The 23962-nt window shown below is 67.3% G+C and carries 25 protein-coding genes and 5 tRNA genes; 14 read left to right on the plus strand and 16 right to left on the minus strand.

The window, feature by feature from the left end; all coding sequences use genetic code 11:
* The first annotated feature begins 3 nt into the window (after window positions 1–3).
* Both FHS44_RS30490 and FHS44_RS30495 read left to right on the plus strand, forming a co-directional pair.
* Window positions 4–1293: an RNA-guided endonuclease InsQ/TnpB family protein gene (locus FHS44_RS30490; RefSeq protein WP_184720910.1), complete on the plus strand. Its 1290-nt coding sequence runs from the start codon at window positions 4–6 to the stop codon at window positions 1291–1293.
* 70 nt (window positions 1294–1363) lie between these two features.
* Window positions 1364–2338: a helix-turn-helix transcriptional regulator gene (locus tag FHS44_RS30495; protein WP_184720912.1), complete on the plus strand. Its 975-nt coding sequence runs from the start codon at window positions 1364–1366 to the stop codon at window positions 2336–2338.
* Between the two features lie 10 nt (window positions 2339–2348).
* Here FHS44_RS30495 and FHS44_RS30500 read toward each other — a convergent pair whose 3' ends face one another.
* Window positions 2349–3341, minus strand: coding sequence for an NAD(P)-dependent alcohol dehydrogenase (locus FHS44_RS30500; protein ID WP_312863867.1), 993 nt, complete (start codon window positions 3339–3341; stop codon window positions 2349–2351).
* 164 nt (window positions 3342–3505) lie between these two features.
* Here FHS44_RS30500 and FHS44_RS30505 point away from each other — a divergent pair, with 164 nt between their 5' ends.
* A complete protein-coding gene (locus FHS44_RS30505) occupies window positions 3506–4138 on the plus strand; it encodes a DUF2306 domain-containing protein (protein ID WP_184720916.1) in 633 nt (210 codons plus the stop codon).
* Here FHS44_RS30505 and FHS44_RS30510 read toward each other — a convergent pair.
* Together FHS44_RS30510 and FHS44_RS30515 are read right to left on the minus strand one after the other, a co-directional pair.
* Window positions 4135–4791, minus strand: a complete 657-nt coding sequence (locus FHS44_RS30510; protein WP_184720918.1) for a response regulator — start codon at window positions 4789–4791, stop codon at window positions 4135–4137. The genes FHS44_RS30505 and FHS44_RS30510 overlap by 4 nt on opposite strands.
* Window positions 4788–5921, minus strand: coding sequence for a sensor histidine kinase (locus FHS44_RS30515; protein ID WP_184720920.1), 1134 nt, complete (start codon window positions 5919–5921; stop codon window positions 4788–4790). Before FHS44_RS30515 ends, FHS44_RS30510 begins: the two co-directional genes overlap by 4 nt.
* Window positions 5922–6101: 180 nt before the next feature.
* Here FHS44_RS30515 and FHS44_RS30520 point away from each other — a divergent pair, with 180 nt between their 5' ends.
* Together FHS44_RS30520 and FHS44_RS30525 are read left to right on the plus strand one after the other, a co-directional pair.
* On the plus strand, window positions 6102–6785 hold the full coding sequence (locus FHS44_RS30520) for a response regulator (protein WP_184720922.1): 684 nt from the start codon (window positions 6102–6104) through the stop codon (window positions 6783–6785).
* Window positions 6779–7915, plus strand: coding sequence for a sensor histidine kinase (locus tag FHS44_RS30525; protein WP_184720924.1), 1137 nt, complete (start codon window positions 6779–6781; stop codon window positions 7913–7915). Before FHS44_RS30520 ends, FHS44_RS30525 begins: the two co-directional genes overlap by 7 nt.
* Here the strand turns inward: FHS44_RS30525 and FHS44_RS30530 are convergent.
* The 5 genes from FHS44_RS30530 to FHS44_RS30550 all read right to left on the minus strand — a co-directional run bounded on the left by FHS44_RS30530 (window position 7882) and on the right by FHS44_RS30550 (window position 10802).
* Window positions 7882–8562, minus strand: a complete 681-nt coding sequence (locus FHS44_RS30530; RefSeq protein ID WP_184720925.1) for a hypothetical protein — start codon at window positions 8560–8562, stop codon at window positions 7882–7884. The genes FHS44_RS30525 and FHS44_RS30530 overlap by 34 nt on opposite strands.
* Window positions 8563–8684: 122 nt before the next feature.
* Window positions 8685–9140, minus strand: coding sequence for a nuclear transport factor 2 family protein (locus FHS44_RS30535; protein WP_221461489.1), 456 nt, complete (start codon window positions 9138–9140; stop codon window positions 8685–8687).
* Window positions 9141–9260: 120 nt separating this feature from the next.
* Window positions 9261–9452, minus strand: coding sequence for a ferredoxin (locus tag FHS44_RS30540; protein ID WP_184720927.1), 192 nt, complete (start codon window positions 9450–9452; stop codon window positions 9261–9263).
* Between the two features lie 9 nt (window positions 9453–9461).
* Window positions 9462–10253, minus strand: a complete 792-nt coding sequence (locus tag FHS44_RS30545) for a pyridoxamine 5'-phosphate oxidase family protein (protein WP_312863868.1) — start codon at window positions 10251–10253, stop codon at window positions 9462–9464.
* Window positions 10254–10349: 96 nt separating this feature from the next.
* Window positions 10350–10802 (minus strand): VOC family protein, encoded by a 453-nt coding sequence (locus tag FHS44_RS30550; protein ID WP_184720931.1) that lies wholly within the window; start codon window positions 10800–10802, stop codon window positions 10350–10352.
* Between the two features lie 102 nt (window positions 10803–10904).
* On the opposite strand from FHS44_RS30550, the gene FHS44_RS42495 reads away from it, so the two are divergent.
* Window positions 10905–11501, plus strand: coding sequence for a CGNR zinc finger domain-containing protein (locus tag FHS44_RS42495; RefSeq protein ID WP_184720941.1), 597 nt, complete (start codon window positions 10905–10907; stop codon window positions 11499–11501).
* Between the two features lie 135 nt (window positions 11502–11636).
* Here the strand turns inward: FHS44_RS42495 and FHS44_RS30560 are convergent, their stop codons facing one another.
* The 3 genes from FHS44_RS30560 to FHS44_RS30570 form a co-directional block, all read right to left on the minus strand.
* Window positions 11637–12047: a hypothetical protein gene (locus FHS44_RS30560; protein WP_184720943.1), complete on the minus strand. Its 411-nt coding sequence runs from the start codon at window positions 12045–12047 to the stop codon at window positions 11637–11639.
* A 155-nt stretch (window positions 12048–12202) separates the two neighbouring features.
* The gene (locus FHS44_RS30565; RefSeq protein ID WP_184720945.1) at window positions 12203–12598 is read right to left on the minus strand and encodes a hypothetical protein; all 396 of its coding nucleotides are present in this window, start codon (window positions 12596–12598) and stop codon (window positions 12203–12205) included.
* A 264-nt stretch (window positions 12599–12862) separates the two neighbouring features.
* Window positions 12863–12941 (minus strand) — tRNA-OTHER (locus FHS44_RS30570).
* Window positions 12942–13920: 979 nt separating this feature from the next.
* Here FHS44_RS30570 and FHS44_RS30575 point away from each other — a divergent pair.
* Window positions 13921–14718, plus strand: coding sequence for a DUF6461 domain-containing protein (locus FHS44_RS30575; RefSeq protein WP_184720947.1), 798 nt, complete (start codon window positions 13921–13923; stop codon window positions 14716–14718).
* Window positions 14719–14764: 46 nt separating this feature from the next.
* Here FHS44_RS30575 and FHS44_RS30580 read toward each other — a convergent pair whose 3' ends face one another.
* Complete coding sequence (locus tag FHS44_RS30580; protein ID WP_184720949.1) at window positions 14765–16015, minus strand: hypothetical protein; 1251 nt, start codon at window positions 16013–16015, stop codon at window positions 14765–14767.
* Between the two features lie 216 nt (window positions 16016–16231).
* Between FHS44_RS30580 and FHS44_RS30585 the strand changes: the two genes are divergently transcribed.
* Window positions 16232–16627: a VOC family protein gene (locus tag FHS44_RS30585; RefSeq protein ID WP_184720951.1), complete on the plus strand. Its 396-nt coding sequence runs from the start codon at window positions 16232–16234 to the stop codon at window positions 16625–16627.
* Window positions 16628–16839: 212 nt separating this feature from the next.
* Here the strand turns inward: FHS44_RS30585 and FHS44_RS30590 are convergent.
* Window positions 16840–16915 (minus strand) — tRNA-Lys (locus FHS44_RS30590).
* Window positions 16916–17071: 156 nt separating this feature from the next.
* On the opposite strand from FHS44_RS30590, the gene FHS44_RS30595 reads away from it, so the two are divergent.
* A complete protein-coding gene (locus tag FHS44_RS30595) occupies window positions 17072–17656 on the plus strand; it encodes a 3'-5' exonuclease (protein ID WP_184720953.1) in 585 nt (194 codons plus the stop codon).
* Between the two features lie 89 nt (window positions 17657–17745).
* On the opposite strand, the gene FHS44_RS30600 is transcribed toward FHS44_RS30595, so the two are convergent.
* Complete coding sequence (locus FHS44_RS30600) at window positions 17746–18903, minus strand: acyl-CoA dehydrogenase family protein (RefSeq protein WP_184720955.1); 1158 nt, start codon at window positions 18901–18903, stop codon at window positions 17746–17748.
* Between the two features lie 120 nt (window positions 18904–19023).
* Here FHS44_RS30600 and FHS44_RS40415 point away from each other — a divergent pair, with 120 nt between their 5' ends.
* A complete protein-coding gene (locus FHS44_RS40415) occupies window positions 19024–19476 on the plus strand; it encodes a PspC domain-containing protein (RefSeq protein WP_221461490.1) in 453 nt (150 codons plus the stop codon).
* A gap of 1 nt (window position 19477) precedes the next feature.
* Here the strand turns inward: FHS44_RS40415 and FHS44_RS30610 are convergent, their stop codons facing one another.
* Together FHS44_RS30610 and FHS44_RS30615 are read right to left on the minus strand one after the other, a co-directional pair.
* Window positions 19478–20773: an MFS transporter gene (locus FHS44_RS30610; RefSeq protein WP_184720957.1), complete on the minus strand. Its 1296-nt coding sequence runs from the start codon at window positions 20771–20773 to the stop codon at window positions 19478–19480.
* A gap of 158 nt (window positions 20774–20931) precedes the next feature.
* Complete coding sequence (locus tag FHS44_RS30615) at window positions 20932–21282, minus strand: metallopeptidase family protein (RefSeq protein WP_221461491.1); 351 nt, start codon at window positions 21280–21282, stop codon at window positions 20932–20934.
* Window positions 21283–21316: 34 nt separating this feature from the next.
* Between FHS44_RS30615 and FHS44_RS30620 the strand changes: the two genes are divergently transcribed.
* The 4 genes from FHS44_RS30620 (at window position 21317) to FHS44_RS30635 (ending at window position 23284) form a co-directional block, all read left to right on the plus strand.
* Window positions 21317–22834, plus strand: a complete 1518-nt coding sequence (locus tag FHS44_RS30620; protein ID WP_184720961.1) for a metallophosphoesterase family protein — start codon at window positions 21317–21319, stop codon at window positions 22832–22834.
* Between the two features lie 92 nt (window positions 22835–22926).
* Window positions 22927–22999 (plus strand) — tRNA-Glu (locus tag FHS44_RS30625).
* Between the two features lie 108 nt (window positions 23000–23107).
* Window positions 23108–23182: transfer RNA gene (locus FHS44_RS30630), tRNA-Asp, on the plus strand.
* Window positions 23183–23210: 28 nt separating this feature from the next.
* Window positions 23211–23284 (plus strand) — tRNA-Phe (locus FHS44_RS30635).
* The last annotated feature ends 678 nt before the right edge of the window (window positions 23285–23962 follow it).

The raw sequence follows: 23962 nt of genomic DNA on the forward strand, positions 1-23962 counted from the left end.
GCCATGCTGACCGGACGTAAGTACCGCCTGGACCTGACCGCCGAGCAGACCGCGTTCGCCGAACGAATCGGCGGCGCGTGCCGCAGCGTGTGGAACACCGCCCTGGAACAACGCCGCACCTACCGCAGGCGGGATGCTTGGATCGGCTACCACGAGCAGGCACAGCAACTGGTCGAGGCCAAAACCGAGTTCGGTTGGCTGGCCGAAGTGCCCGGCCACTGCCTCCAACAGACCCTCATTGACCTGGACCAAGCCTGCTCGCGGCACGGCACGTGGAAAGTCCGCTGGAAGTCGCGGGCACGCACCGCGCCGTCGTTCCGCTTCCCCGAAGGCGGCAAAATCACCATCGAGCGACTCAACCGGCGCTGGGCGCGGGCCAAACTGCCGAAACTCGGCTGGGTGCGGTTCCGGATCACCCGACCGCTGGGCGGGAAGGTGAAGAACGCCACCGTCAGCCGCGACGGCGCGCACTGGCACATCAGCTTCCTCGTCGAGGACGACATCAGCCCGCCCGAGCGGCACGCCCATCCGGGAAGCGCGGCCGGGATCGACCGGGGCGTGGTCAAGGTCGTCACCCGCTCGGACGGAGTGTTCCACCATCAGGTGTTCGCCACCGACCGGGAAGTCGAGCACGCCGCTGTCCTGCAGCGGCGCCTGGCCCGCACCCGTAAGGGATCGGCCCGCCGCAAGAAGGCCGCCGCCACGCTGGGCAGGGCGTTGGCCAAGGTCCGGCGACGCCGCGCTGACTTCGCCGCCAAGACCGCATGCGTGCTGGCCACCAGCTTCGAGCTGATCGTCTTCGAGAAGCTCGCCATCCGCAACATGACCGCCACCGCGAAACCCAAGCCGGATGCCGACCAGCCGGGCAGCTACCTGCCCAACGGGGCGGCGGCCAAGTCCGGCCTCAACAAGGCCATCTTGGACAAGGGCTGGCACCGCATCGAACTGGCCGCCCGCAGCAAGGCCCGTCAAACCGGTAGCCACGTCATCACCGTCAACCCGGCGTACACGAGCATCACGTGCCGCGTGTGCAGCGTGGTGGACCCGAAGTCCCGCGAGAGCCAAGCGGTCTTCCGGTGCACCTCCTGCGGACACACCGAGCACGCCGACGTGCACGCCGCCAACAACATCCTCACCGCCGGGAGGGCGGAGTTCGCGCAACCCAGACCGGGTGCGCGAGCTGGGGCGCGCAAACCACGCAACCGCGTGGGCCGGAAGGCAAACCGCCAAGCAACAGCAGCTCAGGCCACCGCGCAGACGGAGGCCGAGCTGGCTGGAATCCCCCGGCTTTAACCGTGGAGAGCGCTTCAAGAACACCATGAACTGACCGTACGGCGCATCCGCTGACACGTATTGTCAGTGGATGCGAGCTTCCCGGCTGTTGTCCATCCTCCTGCTGCTCCAGTCACGCGGCCGCCTGACAGCCCGGCAACTCGCGGACGAACTCGAGGTCAGCGTCCGCACGATCTACCGCGACGTCGGTTCACTGCACACCGCGGGCATCCCCCTGTACGGCGAAGCCGGGCATGAGGGTGGTTACCAGCTTCTCGCTGGCTTCCGTACCAAACTCACCGGACTGACCGCCCAGGAGGCCGAGGCGCTCTTCCTGGCCGGAATGCCCGGACCGGCCGCCGAACTCGGTCTCGGCACGCTGGCCGCGGCTGCCGAACTCAAGATCGAGGCCGCCCTCCCACCGGCCTTCCGGGAGGGGGCCAGACGGGTCCGGGAGCACTTCCATTTCGACGCGCCCGGCTGGTACTACGACGGTGACCAGCCGCCTCACCTCCCCGAGGTGGCCAAGGCCGTCTGGAACAAGCGGGTTCTCCACGTCCTCTACCGGCGCTGGGCCGCGCCGTCCGAGGTCGAGAGAAGGCTGGAGCCGTACGGACTGGTCCTGAAAGGGGGGAAGTGGTATCTCGTGGCCCGATGTGAGGGCGCGATGCGGACCTACCGGGTCAGCCAGATCCTCGACCTGCGGGTGGCGGCCGAGACCTTCGAGCGTCCTGACGGCTTCGACCTGGCCGAATACTGGCGCGAGCACCTGGCGGACTTCCGCTCACGGTTGTTCCAGGGCCACGCGGTGATCCGGCTCTCCCCGGAAGGGCGGCAACGGCTCTCCGACCTGATGAGCTCCGCCGTGATCAGCGCCGTGGAGGAGACAGCCGGTACCCCCGACAACGAGGGCTGGATCACGGCCACGGTGCCCATCGAGTCACTGACCCACGCCCAATCTGAGTTCCTCAGACTGGGCGCCGAAGTGGAAGTCCTGGACCCCCCAGACCTCCGCCAGAAACTAACCCAGACCACCAAATCCCTGGCAGCCCTCTACCCGGCGTGAAGTGACGCCCTCAGACGGAGATGACGACCTTGCCGGGGGCGTGGCCCTTCTCCAGGTAGGCGATGGCCTCGGGGATCTCCTCGAAGGGGTAGCGCCGGTCGATGACCGGGACCACCCGTTTGTCGTTCAGGAACGCGCTCAACGTCAGCAGGTTCCGCTTGGGGCTGGGGCAACTGAGGGCGTCGGTCACCGATATCCGCTGGCCGACGAAGCGGGAGGTCGCCAGGGCGGAGAGCACGTGGCCCATGGGCTGCACCCAGCGCCCCGGCGGCCCGCCGACCACCACGTAGGCCCCCCTGGGGTGCAGTACGCGACGGGAGACGGAGACCGGTCTGCTTCCCGCGATGTCCACGAGCAGGTCGTAGCGCCGGGTCTCGCGGGTGAAGTCCCGGGTCGTGTAGTCGATGACCCCGGTCGCGCCGAGCGAGTGGACCAGGTCCACGTTCCCGGCACCGCAGACGCCGGTGACCTCGGCGCCGAGGGCGCGGGCGAGCTGCACGGCGAACGTGCCGACCCCACCGGAGGCGCCGTTGACGAGAACGCGCTGCCCTGCCTGGACATGGCCCTCGTCGCGCAGCGCGAGCAGGGCGGTGTTGGCGGCCATGGGTACGGCTGCGGCCTCCTCGTGGGAGAGGTTCTCCGGCTTCGGGGCGAGGTCGGACTCGCGGACGCAGACATATTCGGCGAAGCCGCCACCGCTGATGACGGCGAACACATCGTCACCGGGACGGAACTCCGTGACGTCCTTGCCCACGGCCTCGACCTGGCCGGAGATGTCGGCGCCCAGAATGGTGATCTTCGGTGCGCGGAGCGCGAGCCCGCCGGGCATCAGCCGGGCGAGGTACGGCTCACCGCGCATGTTGTGCCAGTCGTACGGATTCACGGAGCAGGCACGTATCCGGACCAGAACCTCGTCGTCCCGGGGCGCCGGGACAGGAATTTCCGTAAATTTCAGGACATTGGGTGGGCCGTAGGAACGCGAGACGAACGCCTTCATCGCCATCTCCTTACGCGGGTCAATGCGGAAACGGAGGCAGCCAAAGGCTAGGAAACGCGACCGGACCACCAGATCAGCCGAAAGTACGCCTGATCTCTGGAAGATCGGCTGACCCGAACCAAGCCTTTCTTGCGATGAACAGACACCGGCGGAAAAGCCACGATCCCTCCATGACCGAGAACAGTGTGCGGAACACGGCCCCCGGATGGCTGGGACCCACCGGCCTGATCATGCTCAGCGTGATCCCGGTGGTCGCCGGTGCCCTCCGCCTGGGAGAACTGGCGGGCGGCGCGGCCGTCACCCCCGCCAACGCGCGCTTCCTCGCGGTACCGCTGCCCGTGGTGGCACACATCATCGGGGCGACGCTCTACGGCATCGTGGGCGCCTTCCAGTTCGCGAAGGGGTTCCGTCGCAGAAGACCGGGCTGGCACCGTACGGCAGGGCGAGTCCTTGTCGTGTGCGGACTCGTCACCGCGCTCTCCGGCCTGTGGATGACCGTTTTCTACCCCCACCCGGCAGGCGACGGCGATCTCCTCGCGGCCTTCCGGCTCGTGTTCGGTACGGCGATGGCCGTCTCCCTCGTCCTCGGCTTCGTCGCCATCAGACGGAGAGATTTCCGCCGCCACCGCGCCTGGATGGTCCGCGCCTACGCGATCGGCGTGGCCGCGGGCACCCAGGCGTTCACCCAACTCCCCTGGATCCTCCTCGTCGGCCCCCTCGAAGAGACCCCCAGAGCCCTGCTCGTGGGCGCCGGATGGATCATCAACCTCACCGTGGCCGAGTGGATCATCCGCAGACGTTAGCTCCTGACCCGCCGGGTCTCGTACGCCCACATGGCGATCTCCACCCGGTTCCTGGCGCCGAGCTTGGCCATCAGGCTGGCGATGTGGGTCTTGACCGTGCTGAGCGAGATGTGAAGCTCGTCGGCGATCTCACTGTTGGTACGCCCCCTGGCCACCGTGACGAGGATCTGCTCCTCTCGGTCGGTGAGCGCCTCGATGGGACGGACCGGGGACGCGGCGGGCCCGGCGTGCGCGAAGGCGGTGAGCAGGCGGGCCGTGACGCTCGGCTCGATGAGGGCGTCACCGGCCGCCGCGGCGTGCACGGCCTGGGACAGCAGCGCGGCACCGGCGTTCTTCAGCAGGAACCCCCGCGCCCCCGCGCGCAGCGCCGCGTAGACGTACTCGTCGAGGTCGAAGGTGGTGATGACCACGACGGCGAGCGGATCGTCCACGGCGGGCCCGGCGAGCATCCGGGTGGCCTCGATGCCGTTGAGCACGGGCATCCGGATGTCGAGAAGACACACGTCAGGCCGGAGCCGCCGGGCGAGTTCGACAGCCCGCCGCCCGTCGGAGGCCTCGCCGACCACCTCGATCCCCGGCTGCGCGCCGAGGATCATCACCAGTCCGGTACGGACGATCTCCTGGTCGTCGGCGACCAGCACCCGGACGCTCATCCGGCCACTCCTGTGCGCGGCAGTACGGCGGTGACGCTCCAGCCCCGGTCGGGATCGGGGCCCGCCACGCAGGTCCCCCCGAGAAGATCGGCCCGTTCGATCATGCCGGTGATCCCGTAACCGGGCGCCCCCGAGGGCCGGACGGGATCGCCGTCGTCGCTCACGCGCAGCCGTACCGACGTGTCATCGGCACTGACGCGGACCAGCACGTGGGTGGCGTGCCGCGCGTGGCGCCGGGCGTTGGTGACCGACTCCTGAGAGAGCCGGTAGACCGCGGCCTCGACGGCGGGGGAGAGGCCGGTGACGTCGCCCTCGATCTCCACCCGGACGGACGGGCCTGACTGTCCCGGGCTTTCGAGCTGGGAGAGGTCGGCGATGCTCCGCCCGGGGGCCAGGTCCACGGGCGTGTTCCGGCGCAGGACGTGAACCATGGCGCGCATCTCGGCGAGCGCCTGGGCCGCCTCGGCCTCGATCACCCGCAACGCCTCGGTCGCGGCGTCCGGCCGCGACGCCGCCGTCGCCAGCCCCGCCTGCGCCCGGATCGCCATCGCCGAGACGTGATGGGCGACGGTGTCGTGCAGATCCCGGGCCAGTTGCTCGCGTTCGAGCAGTTTCGCCTGGTCGAGCTCCCGCGCCCGCGCCCTCGTCCGGTACCGGAACGCCGCTCCCACGGCGACCACCGAGAGCACGACGGCGAAGGCCGCGGCGGCGTTGGCGGGACCGGGATAGTCCAGGACCACGGAGAACGCGGCCTTGGCGAGGATGACCGCCAACCCGATGATCGCCTCTCGCCCGGACCCCCACCGGAACAGCGCGTAGGGCAGCAGAAGCAGATAGACCATGGTGTTGGACTCGGGCGAGTGGCCACCCGCCAGCACCTGGGCCACCCCCGAAGCGCCGAAGGCGATCACGACCATCAGCAGCGGGTGGGTACGGCGCCACAACAGCGTGGGCACCAGGGCGACCGCGAGACTCACCGAGATCACCCGCGAGGGCATGTCCGGCCGTACCACCCCTTCGAGCAGCGCGACCGGCAGCAGCACCCCCACGAGCACCCAGTCGCGCCACACCCGCCGCGGCGCGTCGGGGGAACGGGGCTCGCACCACACGGAGCGAATCAGGCCATACACGAAGTCATGGTACGAGACATCTCGCTCACGGAACCGGATCGGTCACGTGGTGGAGGCGAGGTCCGCCACGTGGTGGAGACCTGCCGCCCTCACCTCCCCGTTTCCGGGGATATCAGTGTTTCGCCTATCTCGTACCTTCTACCTTGTGGTCCTGCCCAAAATCCGAAAACGGAGATTCCAGTGGCGATCAGGTTGGTCATCGCGGACGACCAGGCGATGATCCGCGCCGGGCTGCGGCTCGTCGTCGAGACGGCGCCCGGCATCGAGGTCGTCGGGGAGGCGGCAGACGGCCGTCAGGCTCTCGCCGTGGCCCGTCAGCGGCGGCCGGACGTCCTGCTGATGGACATCGCCATGCCGGGGCTGGACGGCCTGAGCGCCGCCCGGCAGCTCCTCGAAGACCCGCGACCGCCGAGGATCGTCATGCTGACCACGTTCAACACGGACGACAACCTGCACGCCTCGCTGCGCGCGCGGGTTCACGGCTTCGTTCTCAAGAGCTCCCCGGCCGAGCAACTGATCGAGGCCATACGTGCGGCGGCGGCCGGGGAGGCGGTCATCGACCCCGCGGTCGCTCCACGGGTGATCGACGCGTTCGCGGCCCAGCCCGAGCTGACCCCGCCGCCCGAGCTGGCCACGCTCACCCCCCGTGAGCTGGAGGTGCTGCGGCTGCTCGCGGACGGGATGTCCAACCCCGAGATAGCGCGGGAACTGCGCATCGGTGAGGTGACCGTACGAACCCATGTCACCCATGTCCTGCACAAGCTCGGCCTGCGCGACCGCATCCACGCGGTCGTCTTCGCCTACGAGGCGGGGATCGTACGGCCCGGCCGGCGACGTGAGAACTCACGGGACGAGCCGTGCTGACGCGGTTGACCTGGCCGGATCTGCTGCTCTCCCTCGCGGTGACCGTGGCCGGGCTTGTGGAGTCCTTCGGCCGCCAGGGGCTCGGATACGACCAGATCGAGAACCCGACGCCGATGGCGGTGGGGGCGATCCTCTCCGGGGTGCTGCTGCTCTTCCGGCGCACGTTCCCGATGACCGCTCTTCTGGCGCTGACCGTGCTCGGCTTCGCCGTACAGAGGATGACGAACGCGGAGTACTACGCCGCGTGGCACCTCTACTCAACCCTGATCCTCCTGCACGGCGTGGCGAGCGCGGCCGAGCTGCGCAGCCGCCGCGGGATCGCCGGACTCGGCTGTCTGCTGATCGCGTACGGCCACCTGCAGACCCTGAGACACGTCGACGTCCCGGAAGTCCTGATCACCGCCATCTTCGTGGGGGTGGCCTACACCAGCGGCATCCTGCTGCGTCGGCAGATGGACCGGACGACCCGGCTGGCCCGGCACAGCACCCGCCTGGAGATGGAACGTGAGGAGCGGGCCCGCTGGGCGGTGGCCGAGGAGCGCGCGCGGATCGCCCGCGAACTGCACGACATCGTCTCCCACAACGTGAGCCTGATGACCCTGCACGTGGGCGGGGTGCGCAGAATGCTCGGCGACGGCCAGGAACGCGAACGCACGCTGCTGCTCGGCGTCGAGCAGGCCGGTCGGGAGACCATCGGCGAACTCATGCTCATGCTGGGCATGCTGCGCTCCGCTCCCCAGCCCGGCCTGGACCGCCTGGACGAACTGATCGCGCAGGTCAGGGAAGCGGGGCCGAAGATCGAGCTACGGATCATCGGCACCCCGGCGCCCCTGTCCTCCGGACTCGACCTGTCCGCCTACCGCCTGGTCCAGGAAGCTCTGACGAACGTGCTGAAACACGCGCGCGCCTCCAACGTGGACATCACCATCGCGTACGGCCCCGCCGAGCTGAGCATCCTCGTGATCAACGACGGAGCGGGCCCGGACGACGGCGCCGCCCACCCTCTGCCCGACGGCGGACACGGCCTGATCGGGATGCGGGAACGGACCGAGATGCACGGCGGCGAACTGTCCGTCGGCCCCATCGCGGGCGGCCACTACCGGGTGTTCGCGAGGTTCCCGCTCGGCTGAGCCGGTTCCCCCGACCACTCGTCGTCGCTCATCCGCAGCATCCCGAGCCCGATCACTCCGGCACCGCCGAGATAGAGCGCCCCGCCCGCGATCGTGCCGAACGGGAAGACCGGCCCCACCAGGATGCCGATCAGCATCGCGAAGGGAGCCCACCACGGCCCGCGCCGGGCGTAGGCCAGGGCCAGACCGAGCAGGAACAGACCGAGCAGCCCGACGAACCCCGGGATCTGGAATCCGTACCGGGCCCCGGGGTCGGCGAACGCCTGGTCCGCGAGCATGGCGCCCTGGGCGGCGGGCAGAGCCCTTTCGAGCCGCGAGTAGAAGAAGTCGCCGAGCATCAGCCCGGAGAAGTTCACGATGCCGAGGAACGCGAGCCCCCCGGCGATGTGCCCGAAGATGACGCCACGCTCCCGAATCAGGTGGATCATCCCGACGATGCCGGGGAGCAGCAGCACCCAGCTCCAGTGGAGCAGTGAGGCACTGACCGAGACCTGCTCCGGATACTTGCCGTAGACGCCGACGGTGTCGCCACCCTGCCTGAGCGCCGGGTCGGCGACGATGGCCACCACGTAGACGAGCGGCGCGACGATCAGGCAGATCCCGGCTGCCGACCTGCGAAAGGCGCGTGGATCCGCGAGCACCGACATTGTTCTTCCCCTCCCATGAGGACCGCCGCGAACCGGGCGGTCAGATTGGGAAGGTAGGTGCCGGTGTCGGCGCGCGTCGTCCCCCCGACGACCGACCGGCACTCCTCGATCGGGCGGAGCGGCTAGGCGAGCGGAATGGAGAGGCCGTGCTCGTCGGCCTGGCGGGGGCCGAAGACGCGTCGCTGTTCCGCGGTGATCCTGAGGTCGTTGATGCTCGCCTCGCGTCGTCGCATCAGCCCCTCGGCGTCGAACTCCCACAGCTCGTTGCCGTAGCTGCGCCACCACTGTCCTTCGGCGTCGTGCCATTCGTACTGGAACCGGACGGCGATCCGGTCCTCGGTGAACGCCCAGAGTTCCTTGCGAAGGGCGTAGTCGAGTTCTTTTTCCCATTTGCGGGTCAGGAAGGCGACGATCTCATCGCGACCGGTGACGAACTCGTCGCGGTTACGCCAGACCGAGTCGGGCGTATAGGCGAGTGCCACCCGCTGCGGGTCGCGGGTGTTCCAGGCGTCCTCCGCGGCCTGGACCTTGGCGCGGGCGGTCTCGGCGGTGAAGGGCGGAAAGGGCGGACGGCTCATGTGCACTCCTCTGTTCTCATCGTCTGTTGTTCTCATCGTCTGTTCTCGTCGTCTGGCGGAGCTTCCGCACCGCGCTCAGGCTCGCCGTACGGTGTCGGAGATCGTGACGCGGCGCGTCGGTCAGTCCTCGTCCAGGAAGATCGCCTGCACGGGACAGGCGCGGGCCGCCTCCTCGACGGCGGGCCACGACGCGTCGCCGGGCGCGGCGTCGTAGACCAGCTCCTCGTCGTCGCCGATGGCGAACACCTCCGGGGCGGCGAACACGCACTGGGCGTGGGTCTGGCACAGGGTCATGTCGACATGGACGCGCATGGTTCTCTCTCAGACGGGGTTGAACCGGGAGTAGCCGCCGAAGGACCACCGTTGGGGGAGCCCGCCGACGACCTCGACGACCTCCTCGACGTCGAAGTCGACCAACCGCTGCGCACCCGGTACGGCTGCTGCCCGCTCCCGGTCCCAGTCGACACGGGCGCGGCCGGTCAGGTGCAGGGTGTGGCCGTTCTCCCAGTCCAGGAACAGCAGCCCGCAGCGCGGTTCGAGTTCGAGGTTGCCCAGCGTCATGTACATCGAGTTGCCGACGTAGTCGGGCCAGGTCAGCCGACCGCCGTCGGTCACCGTGACGAACCCGGGGTTGCCGCCGCGGTGTGACGCGTCGGCCCCCAGCCCTGCCGCGTACGTGCCGACGAAGAACGTGTCGGCCGCGGTGATCCACCGCCGCTGGTCGGCGGTGAGCTCGCCGGTGACGAGCGCCGTCCTGTCCGCCGAGGGTGAGTCGTCGGCATAGCTACGGGTCTGGATGTGTTTCGGGCAGTTGGCATACACCTGTTCGGTGCGGATCACGAGCCGGTCCCCGTGCCGACGTCCCCTGCCGTTGACGCGCATCCGCTTCCTGGCGGCCGGTTCGATCGCGAGCACCCCCACCTGCCGCTCGGTCTCGAAGAGGCCTTCGAGGGGATCACCGGTTCCCGGCAGCCGGTCGGCGACGACGGTACGGTCATCGACCGCCGTGGCGAACCCGGGCGGACCGGTGAGCACCGTGACCCACGCCGCCTCCGCCTCGTCGGTCGCCGCGAGCACCAGAAACCGCTGAAGACCGAGAAACTCCGCCGCCACCGGTGGGATGTTCGCCCCCACACCGGCCGACCCCCGCCCTTCGACGGTTACCCCGGCGCGGCGCTGCACCACATGTTCGCCCCTGTGGAACATGGCTTAGAAGAATCCGCAGGTCGGCGCGCCCTGGGTGGGCGCCGGTGCGGTGTCGGCGCCGCTCGGCGCGTAGACCTCAAGGCGGATGCCGTCCGGATCGGTGAAGAACACCCCACCGGAGGACGCTCCCTCGCCGTGCGGGACGACCCCGTCGTAGACCAGCTCCGCGCCGAGCTCGCGCAGGGTGGCCTCGGTACGGCGGACTGCCTCGATGTCGGGCACCTGGAACGACAGGTGGTGCAGGCCGGGCCGGTCCACGGGGAACGTGCCGCCGCTCTGCTGCCACAGCGTCACCAGCAGCGTGCCGTCACGGCCGAGGAAGGCGAATCTGCGGTCGCCCTCGCTCTGCTCGCCCAGGACCTCGACGCCGAAGACCCGGCGGTAGAAGGCGATGGAACGCGCCAGGTCGGTCACGTTCAGACCGACGTGTCCGGTCTGCAGGGCCGGTGTGCTCATGCGAAGTCTCCAGCTTCTAACGGTTTATCGGCTCTCAGACCGTTAGAATACGCACAGCGGTTATAACGCTGTCAACCTGGATGTAGCGTTAGAAGGGTGAAAGTGGAACACCTCACAGGTGGCGGTGCTCCGCTCCTCGGCGAACCGCCGCCCATCGAACTGGCCAACACCGTCTACGCCGCGAGAGGCCGTCGCAAGGAGGGCCTGCAGACCGTCGAGCACCTGGCCGCGTGGCTGCGCGACATGCGCCCACGCCTCGCGGTCGAACTCGACGACGCCGACATCCACGGCGTGACCGACCGCGACCTGCGCCTCACCAGGGAACTGCGGGACGCCATCAGGACCCTCTGCGCCGCGGCCGTCGACGGCCACGACCTCGACCCGGACGCGGTCACGACCCTCAACCGCCATGCGGGCCAGACCCCCCGCTGGCACGAGCTGCGTGCCACTCCCGAGCCGCACGCGGCGGTGTGCTTCAGCGGCCGTCCCGTCGCCGCCGCGGTCACCGCACTGGCCGAGGACGCCGTGGACCTGTTCGCCGGACCATCGTGCTGCCAGCTCCGCGTCTGCCAGGCGCCGGGCTGCGTGCTGTACTTCGTCCGCGACATCCCGAGGCGCGAATGGTGCTCACCCGGCTGCGGCAACCGAGCCCGAGCCGCCCGCCACTACGCCAAGATCCGAAAGGAACCCAACAACTGACCGCCGCCGTCCGCCCCTGCTTTTCTCTAGAGGGGTACGGCCAGCCGGTCGATCGGGAATCGGGCGCCACAGGTGACGCGAGCGCGGAAGGTCGAAGCGGCGTGCGCGGCCCGACCCTCCGAAGGGCTCATGACTTCACTTCTTCTCGGGGAAGGCGGCGCGCATCGCGGAACCACGGGTGATGAAGGCGACGCCGACAAGGGCCAGCGCGGACAACCCCTGGAGCACCGCGTACCACGCCGGGCAGAGACCGGGAATCAGGTCAACACCGATGATCGCGATCGGCAGAATGGTGGACAGGGTGCGCACCCGGTCGAGCGCCTTGTACGACCCCTCAGAAGCACGGACGACCATCCGATAAATCAGCGGCGCGACCGCGAGCAGGACGCCTCCCCGGATCCACATGAACGAACTCACCTCATGCCCGGCGAACGCCATCACCGCGACCGTCCCCAGAACGATGCCACCAACGGCCCCAAAAAGCACAACACACTTCTTCACCGTGACGAACCCTGCCGAGGCCGCGATGTCACCGATGTTCGCCATGATCTCTCTCCTCCGCCGTCGCTGTGCCAACGACGTTACGGACCCCCCAACCAACCCAATATGGGCATGGCCGTACGACCGAGTGGGTCCAGCCCCACTCCTGGCGTCCCGATCACGTACGGCGAGCGACCACAACGAATCTCGACACCCCGGGGTCACCCCCGGGATATGGGAACCTCAACCGAGTAACCGCCCGGAAGCTGAGCCTTCGTGAGCACATCGACAAGGCTCGCACCCCGCTCGTCAGTCTCACCCCAGTAGGCGTGAAAGTGCTTCTTGTCCACCGTGATGATCTCAATCCGCCGCTCGGCGTCGACAATCTTGGCCGTGAAGACCCTGCCGGACCGAACCTGGTCCAGCACGGTGGACAGATCCACCTGCCGGGAGTCATCACGGTTGAGAAGAAACAGACCACAGACGAGCACCACACCTGCGACAACAACACACACAACGATTGTCCTGGCACGTGAGGATTTCCTTACGCGCTCATGGCCGACCATAATTCGCTTCTCGATCGTGTATGCAGCATGCCAGTCGACGTACTGCTTCAAAAAGGCTCGAAATCAAATCCAATAAAAAGGTCAACCGAAGCAGCTGCCTCTTCATCCCCTTTTCGTAACGCCAGAAGAACCGGATTCGACGGGCGGGTATGGCCGCCTGACCGACGCAGTGGACGGACCGTGGATGCGGCCGCCAGAGAACTCCATGTAATGGCTCGCAAGTCCAGACAAAAGCGCCCCACTGTCCTTCGGGACAACGGGGCGCCGCAGCGTTCTGGGTGGGCCTCAGCCGCGCGGTCGCACGCCCAAAGCTCAAGCTCCCGGCCGGATTCGAACCGACGCCGTCGAGTCCCAAAGAGCGCTCGGCTGTCCTGGGCCGCTAGACCACGAGAGCTGCTCACCACTATAGGCACCTTCGTCCCCCTTCGGGAGGAACGCTGCCGTGCCTGACTCAGTCCCGGATCCCCCGCATGCACTGGCGCAGCGCTCCAGCCAGGAACCAGCGGTCACCTCCACGCCGGTGGTGTATGAGCTGACCTTCGAATAATCCCGTTTCTGCAGGATAAGCGGTAAGCGCCTGCAAATTAGGTTGTGGACCGGTGCGTCACTGGCAAAGACGCACATCCGGCGGGAAGCGCCCGGGGTTCTGCACCGAACATGGGGTGACCTGTCCGCAACGGGTCGGGGGTGGGCCTTCACCAAGTCCAAGGGCAAGAGGCGGCGCAAGATCGCCTTACATCTACCCTGTTCGAACTGCTCAGGCTCCGCCACGAGACGCAGAAAGCCGAACGGAAGGCGGGGCCGGGACCTGTTGTGGTGCACGCCCTTGGGCGCTCCGATCGACGCCGGGGACGAGTGGAAGAGATCCTGAACCTCGCCAAGATCGCCCGGGTGCACGACGCGCCACACCCTGGAACAGGGCGTTGACCTGCGGGGTGCGCAGGCGCCCTGGGACACTCCCACCTCACCACGACCAAGCGCTACGCCCACATCACGGAGACGCTGGCGGTGGACGCGGCGGCGCGGATGGGACGAGCACCGTTCGACGGCTGAACGCGACCCGATTGCAACCCTGGGCAGACCTCCCGATCATGAAACGGGGAGTCTGCCCAGGTCATTGAAATAGGGCGCCTGGGACTCGAACCCAGAATCTACGGGTCAAAAGTAGACGACTTTTCATGGGGCACTCGGCGCTCTGATCTGGTGATTAGCCAGACTTACCGGCCGAATGCGCCGTGGGGCGTTCCGTGTATGTTCGGATCTTTGGATAACGAAGATCCCGGTGACTTGGCCCGCACTTCAGCCTCGTCGTCACGGCCTGTCGAGAGAAGCACAGGGTCTGGACGGGCGGACAAGGCAAGTAGTTTTTGATCATGTCTGATGCTGACTTCGCACCCCTCCGTGTCACCTACCGCGAGGGGCTCTCCCGTGACACCTCCCTCCGCATGCGCGAATGGGCGAAGGCGAAGGGCTATGCCGTCAGCGAGCGTGGCCGGGTCGCACCGGAGATCATCGACGCCTTCCTCGCCGCTCATCCCGAGGTCTACGAGCAGGCGAGAACGTTCGAGATGGTCCACGCCACCGCGAGAACCCCCGGCCCGTCGCCGGAGGACTACGCGTGGGAGGGGAACAGCCAGCTCGGGGACGTCTACACGATCGTCTTCGTTCGTGGGCTCGACGAGCACGAGGTGCTGCGTCGGCTCGGCGCCGCGGACGAGGACATCCGGCTGATCGAAGATTGGGACTACTCCTATCCGGAAGGACCTCAGATCATCACCGTGAGGCGAATCGGGGACTGGAGCATCGCGATCGAGGACTGCGGCTGGCGCGGCGCACGACGAGAGGTTCTGGGCGCCCTGTCACGCGACGGCGGAGAGGCCGTGACGGTGCATCGGCACGACTACGCCCAGCACCACGTCGCCTATGCCGTCGACGGCCAGCTCATCACCGACATCAACCCGGGGTTTCCCGTCGACAGGTGGGGTGCGGATCGCGACCGACTCAACCGTCACCTCCGCGAACTGGGCATCGATCCGGCCGCCGAGGACAGCATCGACAACCCCATCCCGGAGGGCCTGGCCCTGGCTGGCCGCGTCACCGGCATCACGATCATCCCGGGACACCTTCACCGCCCCGTTCTCGGCGCCGCCATACCCGGTGCCTCTTTCTGATCCATGGTGGTGTCGGGCCGGAAGTAGCGGCGATGCGGCGATGCCCTCACCTCTCCCGGCTCCTGTAGGTGGCCCGCAGGTCGAGCAGCTTCTCCCTGGCCACCTCGTCCAAGACCTGGCGCCGCTCCGGGTCTTCCTCCCAGGTGGCCTCCGCACACAAAGTCCTGGCCGCCTCGTGCGGCTCGGCGTCGCGCACCACGTACCAGACGGTGTCGTCACAGCCGCGCCTGTTGTGATCGCGGCGCAGGACCGTCACGATGCCGGAGACGAGGATCTGCCTGGTCCACGGGTTCCTGGCCAGAATCTGCCGATCCACTGTCAGCCCGTCGTCCATGAGTTCGCCGCCGAGCATGTCGTCCTCCCACCGCCACACGCGGCGGCTGACACCCGGTGGTACATACAGGGCACCACGGCCTTCGACGGGCACAGAGAACGTCCGGGTGTCAGCACGGCACAACTCCTTGGCGATGCGCTCGCCGTCGGTATACTCGCGCAGCTGATCCTCGCTCAGGTTTTTCCCGGACAGCGAGCCCCGCTGCGCCTGCTCGGCGTAGTAGCGGTCAATCAGCGGATCCTTGAACCGCCCCGCACGCGCCTGCGGAGGGGTACAGGAGGCCGGAGTGAGGTCCACGCCGTCCTCGATGTCAATCCCGGCCGCGCGCAGCAACTCGTGAACGGTGACGTCCCTGTTTTCGGCCATGCGGCGCAACCTACGTAGCCAGCCATCGAAGGTGTCCAAATCCGGGTCCACGCGCAGCGACGCCCAGTCCGTTACCGCCGAGACCGGTACCGGCACCTCCCGCCGCGCCGGCGGTTGCACGAGTTGCTCGGGTTCAAGGTCGATCGAGTAGTACAGAACCCCGCGCGCGATATAGGAGAACGGCGCCGCGTGCGTGATCGGGTCGAAGACGTCCCGGATCGGCCAGAACCTCAGCAGCCACGTCTCCTCGCACTTACCCGTGGCATGCCCGTCGCCCGGCTCTGGCGCACGCAGATACATGTCCACGCCGTACTCGAAACGCGGCGGCCCAATCAAGAAGTCATGCCCCCTGCCGTCCATCATCGAGACGATGGCGACCACACCGCTCTCCGCGACGAACGTCGTCGAGCTGACCGGCGTCCACGAGGCATCTGCTGGCCCAGGCTCGGCATCCCAGGACTCCAGCCGCACGGCTGCGACGAAGTGGTAGATCTCGTCGGTGGGGGAACCCCACGTCGGCAGATCAGTGCCGTCCAGCCCGAACGTGTTGTACTCGATGTAGATCTCATCGTCGAGCCTCCGCAGCAACTGTGCCATGTCAACGCCTTCGCCCTGTTGGTGATCATCCTGACCTGGCAGAGTGTGGCCTACCACACCGACAATCCGAGCCGTACCGCACACAGCTTGATCATGAACGCCTCGGGCTGCGGAAAATGAATCGCCCCATACGAGAAAGCCTCGGGACGGCCCCGCCGGATCGGCGTCGATCCCGCGTGCAAGATCGTGGTGTGGCTGAGCTACGGTCGGTTGATCATGACCGATCTGCTTGGAATCAACCATCTGACACTGTCCACGATCGAACTCGACCGGCTCGTGGCGTATTACACGAAGTTGCTCGGAGCAACGCTCGCGTTCGAGCGCGCTGCTACCTCTGCTGATCCTCGGATCGCAGTCCTCGATGTCGGCGGGGCCGACCATCTGATGATCGTCGAAACCGCTACCGTCCCCACCCTCGATCTTGATCCCCTGAACCGGGCGGGTTGGGGACTGCGCGTGGGCACATACGCACAACTGTGTGAGCTTCGCGAACGGATTCTGGATGCTGGGCAACCGGTCGGACAGATCGAAACACTGCCCACGCAATGGACGATGACGGCTCGCGATCCCGACGGACGCCCCGTGGACATCCGGGCCCATCGCCCTCGATGACATTCCTCTGCAAACGAGGTCTTTCCGACGGTGGTGCCTCCCCCGGGCCAGATCACGATCTTGCACACGGGATCGAAGACACCCTCTAAACCCGGGGAAACGTCGCCGATTCCATTCCGCGAACGGCGGCATGGGGCTACGTCCGACTGCATGCGCCGGGGAAGATCACCAGGAACAAATGCCCAGTTCAGGCCTTGTTTCCTGGTCAGGAGTGGTAGGGCGCCTGGGACTCGAACCCAGAACCTACGGATTAAAAGTCCGCAGCTCTAACCATTGAGCTAACGCCCCGCTTGAGACAGCGTACCGAGGATAGTGTCCACCAACGTCCGTTGCCAGGCCCCGGGAGGGGCGGTGGTTGGACGAACCGTGTGTGGACAGGGGTGTATGGATCATACAGTGGCACTCATGACGAGCTCGGGGCTTGAGTCCGCCGAGGGGGTACGCGTGTCCTCCAGGCAAGGGTATGTCGTGGTCGATGTGGAGACCACGGGGTTTTCCCCGGCGAAGGGGGACCAGATCTGCGAGATCGCCCTCGTCTCCCTGACCACCGAGGGCGAGGTCCTCGATGAGTGGCACTCGCTGGTCAACCCTCGGCGGGCGACCGGGGCCGTGCACGTGCACGGGATCACCGAGGCGATGGTCGCGCGGGCGCCGGTGATCGAGGAGGTGCTCGACGACATCTGGCAGCGGGTCGCAGGGCGCGTCCTGGTGGCCCACAACACCTCCTTCGACCTCCGGTTCCTCCGGGTTCTGCCCGAAAGTCACTGGCTGACCGAGACCCTGTGCACGCAGAAGCTCGCCCCCGACTTCCTCTCCGCGGGGAAGTGGACCCTGGCCGCCTGCTGCGAACGGGCGGGCATACCGCTCTCCGGCGCCCACGCCGCGCTGGCCGACGCCCGGGCGACCGCGGAACTGTTCCGCTTCTACATGCGCCGGGGCGTCTTCTGGCAGGAGAAACTGGCCAGGGCGGCACAAACTCCCCTCTGGCGCCCCAGCGGCAGGCCGCAACGCCCCGCACTCGGCCGTTGATCAGCGGCAGCCGTACGGCCCAGCGGTAGTCCACAGGGCGGCCCCACACTCGGGCGACGACGGGAACCCGAGGCGCCAAGCCGTACGGCTCAGCGGTAGGCGGGGATTCCGGTCAGGGCTTCGCCGAGGACCAGGGTGTGGATCTCCTGGGTGCCCTCGTAAGTCAATACGCTCTCCAGGTTGTTCATGTGCCTGATCACGGGATACTCCAGCGTGATGCCGTTGCCGCCCAGGACCGAGCGGGCCTGGCGGGCGATGTCCAGCGCGGCGCGGACGTTGGCGAGTTTGCCGAAGCTGACCTGCCGGGGGGTGAGGGTGCCCGCGTCCTTCAGGCGGCCCAGATGGAGGGCGGTGAGCTGCGCCTGGCCGAGGCCGACATACATCCAGGCGAGCTTCTCCTGGGTCAGCTGGAAGGCCCCGATGGGCTTGCCGAACTGGACGCGGGTCCGCGAGTAGTCGACGGCGGCCTCCAGACAGGCGCGGGCCGCGCCCACGACGCCCCACAGGATGCCGAACCGGGCCTCGGACAGACACGACAGAGGCCCCTTCAACCCACGCACTCCGGGCAGTACGGCTGCCGCCGGGAGGCGGACGTCGTCGAAATACAGCGACGAGGTCACCGAGGCTCTCAGGGACATCTTCATGTGGATCTCAGGGGCGGAGAAACCGGGAGTGTCGGTGGGGACGACGAAGCCGCGGATGCCGTCCTCCGTCTGGGCCCAGACCACGGCGACGTCGGCGACGGAGCCGTTGGTGATCCACATCTTGGAGCCGTTGAGGAGCCAGTCGCCGGAAGGGTCCTGTTTGGCGTGGGTACGCATCCCGGCGGGGTCGGAGCCGTGGTCGGGTTCGGTGAGGCCGAAGCAGCCGATCGCCTCCCCGGAGGCCATCCTGGGCAGCCACTCCTCCTTCTGCTCCGCGGAGCCGTACTTCCAGATGGGGAACATGGCCAGCGAGCCCTGCACGGAGACGAAGGAGCGCAGACCCGAGTCACCCGCCTCAAGCTCCCGGCAGGCGATGCCGTAGGAGACGGCGTCGAGGCCCACGCAGCCGTACCCGTCGAGGTGCATGCCGAGCAGGCCGAGTGAGCCGAGGAGCGGCGCCAGTTCGCGGGAGGGGAAGACCGCCTCCTCGAACCACTCGCCCACGTGGGGGAGCACCTTGTCCGCGACGAACTCGCTCACGGTGTCGCGGATGAGCCGCTGTTCCTCGGAGAAGCTGTCGTCGACGCGCAGGAGGTCGTCCATAAGGTGTTCCTCTCTCATCGGCCCCTGTCAGGGTATTAGCGGTGTCCTAGGAGGGATGTCAGGGTCCTCCCAGGGGGAATCCTGATGTGAGCGATGTCCCTTTGGGGGCAGTCTGAAGACATGAACGAAAACGAGTTCTCAGGCGTCAAGCGGCTCCGTCGGACCAGGGATGGGCGCATCATCGCGGGTGTGGCCTCCGGGCTCGGACGGTATGTCGGAGTCGACCCCAACATCATCCGCGCGGCCCTGGCCGTCGCCACCTTCTTCGGTGGTCTCGGCATCGGGATCTACGCGGTCGGCTGGCTGCTGCTGCCCGAGGAGGGCAAGGACTCCTCGATCCTGCAGGACCTGGTCAGCAAGAACAAGGACAACCCCGTGTGGCTGGACGCCAAGGCCAAGGCCGAGCAGGGCTGGGCGAAGGCCGAGAGCTGGAGCAGGAACACCGGCCAGCGCGACACCCACCAGGGTTCCTACCAGGCCCCGGAGTACCCCACCCACCAGGACCCGGTCGCACCCCACCCTGCCCCCGGTACGGCCCCGCGCGACAACGGCGGCCCCGCCCCCCAGGTGTGAATCAGGCGGACGTCTCCATACGAGCCATTTCGATGATCTCCTGGCGAGATCGGACCCAGAGCACGGCCAGCGCGGCTGCCAGAAGGAGACCGGCCGCGCCGGCCAGTGCCACCACGGTCTCGGGACCGAGCCTGTCGGCGGCGGCGCCGCCCACCAGGATGCCGATGCCCTGCGACGCGAGCAGGCCCGAGTGCACGAGCCCGAAGGCCAGGGCTCTCCGTTCGGCGGGGATGCACTGCACGAACGCGGCGTTCGCCGCAAGCTGGTAGGCCCCGCCGACCCCCGACAGGAACCACAGGACCAACACCACAACCAGCGGCGGCCGTACGGCACAGGCCACCAGTGGTGCGCACGTCAGCATCGCCAGCCAGCCCATCAGCCGCAGCCGTCTCGACGGGGTGACGTAGCGGCCGAAGAGGAAGGCACCGACGACAGTCCCGGTGGGCATCGCGGCCATCAGCAGGCCCGCGATGAAGGAGATGCGCTGTGGATCGTCGGTCAGCGTCGCGGCATAGGGGGTGGCGATCCCCTCAGGAAGCACGTAGAAGCCACATAACCAGGCGAACATGACGAGCGTGCGCAGCCGTCCGTCGCCGAAGACGAGCTTGGTGCCCGCACGGGTCATGGTCCACATCGAGGGTGAGGCCGTGTCGTCGCGGGCGGGGGCGGGGCGGCGCCGTACACCGGAGACCAGGATCAGTGCGGAGGCCAGATAGGTCGCCGCGTCGAGAGCCAGCGCCCGGTACGGTCCCATGCCCATGATCAGGGCGCCACCGACGGCGAAGCCCAGCATCTGGGCCCCCTGGTTGGTCATGTTCTGCAGGGCGGAGCCGACGACGTAGCGGTCGCCCTCCAGGATCTCGGGCAGCAGCGCGGCCCTGGCGGCCGAGAACGGGGCGCTGAGCAGCACCACGCAGAAGACCAGGGCGCACAGCGCGGGGAACGGCGTCCCGGGAATCGCCATGAGCGCTACCAGGAGTGCTCTGAGCAGGTCGCACAGGATCATGATGTGTCGCCGGGCGTGCCGGTCGGCGAGTGCCGAGAGCAGTGGCCCGCCGATGATCGGGGGAAGGTAGGTCAGGGCGTAGACCGCCGCCGTGGCCAGGGGGGACTCCGTACGCTGGAAAACCAGCACGGACAACGCGACTCGTGAGAGCTGGTCGCCGAGGAGAGAAAGCCCCTGGGCCATCCAGAGCGCACGAAACTCGCCAATGGCGATGATTTCGCCATATGTCACTGGGCGCTCGGCGGGGCGGCGGTGCCGCCCGGGTAGCCGACCGGGCCGGGTGGCCGCCATAGGACTCCGCTGGGCTGCAGGCACATTGACTGTGGGTGGTCAGTATGTAACCTACGGTGCCCGGTGAAGCGGCGTCGCGCAACCGAAAGCGACGAAGCCCCTGCACAGCGTGGTGAAATACTGCGATATTTCCCGTGTAGAGGGTTGTGTCTTGTTGATCACCAGCCGAGCTCGTGCAGCCTGTCGTCGTCGATGCCGAAGTGGTGACCCACCTCGTGGACCACGGTGATGCGGACCTCGTGCACCACATCACTTTCGGACTTACATATGGAAAGTATGGAGTTACGGTAGATCTCAATGCGGTCGGGTAACACTCCCGCGTACCAGTCCCCGCGCTCGGTGAGTGGAATCCCGGTGTACAACCCAAGAAGGTCAGGTTCGGGCGGATCGTCCACGACCACGACGACCACGTTGTTCATCACTCTCGTCAGCTCGGGAGGGATCGTGTCCAGCGCCTCGGCCACGAGTTCCTCGAACCTCTCTCGCGAGACTTCGATCACACCCGCCATTGTGCCTCCGGTTTCCGGGTAGAGGGCGGAGCGGATGGATCTCAGAAAGCTCAAGAACCTCGGAAAGCGGGCCAGGCGGCTCCGCAGCTTCGCCGTGGGACGCGTCATGCGCGGCGCGGCGGTCGTCGCCGTGGCCCTCGCGTCGGCCTGGCTCGGCATCATGCTCGGCGGCCCCGTACGCGCCAACGTCGGCCCCGTCGAACTCGGTATGACGGCCGAGCCGTCCTGGACGGGGGAGACCGTCCTGGACGCGCATCCGTTCGGCACGCTGCTGTTCGACACCCACGACGCGCCGGTCGGCCTGCGTCTCACGCTGGAGAACATCAACACCGCCAGGGTCGCCATGATCCTGGACAACCCGCGGATGTCAGCCCGGCTGCCCGCCATGATGGAGAAGGAACTGCGCGAGGGGGTCAGGACCCTGGTCATCAGGGCCCTGGTGTGCGGCCTCGCGGGGGGCCTGATCGGCTCGCTGATCGTCTTCCGGAGGCCGGGACCGGCGCTGGCGGGCCTGCTGAGCGCCGTGGTCGCCATCGCGGGCACGGGCGCGGCCGTCGCGCTGACCTTCCGTCCTTCGGCGGTCGTCGAGCCGAAGTACACCGGCCTGCTCGCCGGGGCGCCCTCCCTGGTGGGTGACGCCGAGTCGATCGTGACGCGGTTCGAGTCGTACCGGACCCAGCTCGCCAAGCTGGTCAACAACGTCTCCCAGCTCTATGACACGGTCTCGGCCCTGCCGCTGTACGACTCCGACCCGGCCTCGATCAGGATCCTGCACGTCTCGGACATCCACCTCAATCCGATCGCCTGGAACGTCATCCGCTCGCTCACCGAGCAGTTCAAGATCGACGCGGTCGTGGACACCGGTGACCTGACCGACCACGGGACGGGACCCGAGGACAAGTTCACCGAGGAGATCAGCCGGCTCGGCCTGCCGTACGTCTTTGTCAGGGGCAACCACGACTCCGGCTCGACCCAGAAGGCGGTCGCGAAGCAGAAGGGCGCCGTGGTCCTCGACGACACCGTCAAGACCGTGGCGGGGCTGCGCATCTACGGTCTCGGTGATCCCCGGTTCACCCCGGACAAGTCCGTTTCGGTCGACTCCGACCTTGAGTCGCTGGCGGCCTTCGGGAGCGAGCACGCGGCCAGGCTCGGCCTGGAACGCAAGCCCGTCGACCTCGTCGCCGTGCACGACCCGACGATCGCCAGGCAGTTCTCCGGCCGGGCCCCCATGATTCTCGCGGGACACTCCCACGAGAGATCGACCGAACTGCTGCCCTCGGGCACCCGGCTGCTCGTCCAGGGTTCGACGGGCGGCGCGGGCCTGCGTGCCCTGGAACACGACGAACCGACCCCCGTCGCGGCCTCGGTTCTGTACTTCGACCGCAAGTCACACCGCCTGCGGGCCTGGGACGACATCACCCTGGGAGGGCTGGGGGAACAATCCGTCCAGATCGAGCGTCACGTCGAGAGCGCCCCTGGCCGTACAATTTCTCCTGGGCCTACGGTCTCCCCGTCTCCAACGGGAGCGACCACCGGCGCCACGCCGCCTTAGCCGGAACGCCGCTTTGGCATCGGGGTCAAAAGTCCCCTATGCTTCAGAGGTCTCCAGCGGAAGACGGCAACGGAGCGGGACGCCAGTTCCGAGCCCCCATCGTCTAGTGGCCTAGGACACCGCCCTTTCAAGGCGGCGACACGGGTTCGAATCCCGTTGGGGGCACCTGCTGAGCGAGAGCTCGCCAGGGAAACGGCAGGTCGAAGACCTCCGAAGAACTGGTAGGCTAAGCAAGGCAAGAAAGACGGAAGCGAAAACTTCCGACAAAAGCAAGGTCCTGTAGAGCAGTTTGGAGTGCTCGCCACCCTGTCAAGGTGGAGGTCGCGGGTTCAAGTCCCGTCAGGACCGCTCTGGTAGGTGTTCGATCCACCACCGAGGTCAGGTAGCTCAGTTGGTACGAGCGTCCGCCTGAAAAGCGGAAGGTCGGCAGTTCGACCCTGCCCCTGACCACAGCAACTGAGCAGTATGGAAGCCCCGAACGATCATCGTTCGGGGCTTTTTTGATCTTTGGTGACAGCAACGCTGACAGCAACGTCTCGGTGGAACGTGGGCTGGCCTGCTCTTCTCGAAATCCGTGATGCCTCGAACGAGGAGCATCCGGTGACGCGGTAAGTGTCGACACTTACCTGAGGCCGAACCGGATGGGTGTCGCGAAGCGAGTTCAACGCTGTAGGCAGGGCGGCTAACGGTGCAGGGACATCAAGGTCTCAGGCCCATGTGTGATCGGGTAAGTGCTGACACTTACCTCAATCCCGGGACCAGGACGACTCGCTCGCCGCGAGGCCGAACTGGCCCGGGGGCTACCCGTTCGATCTCACTTGTAAAGTGAGATCACCACTGCGATCACGGTGACTAACCCTGCAATCAGGGTGGTCACCGCCGCAGCGGCGTTAAGGACAGGCAACCGCCGTGCCCACACATCATGGGGTTTGCAGCGATGGCGTCCAGCCATCAGCACTACCTCCTTACCCCCGTCAATCATCAGGTGACGGGCGCCCAGACACCTGTGAGCAATGGAGGCAAAGCGATCCACTTTGTGTGCGCTTGATCCCTATCGTAGACGGGCTGGCTTCAGTACGGTGGCGCATCAGCTCTACTGAGACGTGCCGCACAGAGCTGAGAAATAGC

Source organism: Streptosporangium saharense (assembly GCF_014203715.1).
GTDB classification, from domain to species: Bacteria; Actinomycetota; Actinomycetes; order Streptosporangiales; family Streptosporangiaceae; genus Streptosporangium; species Streptosporangium saharense.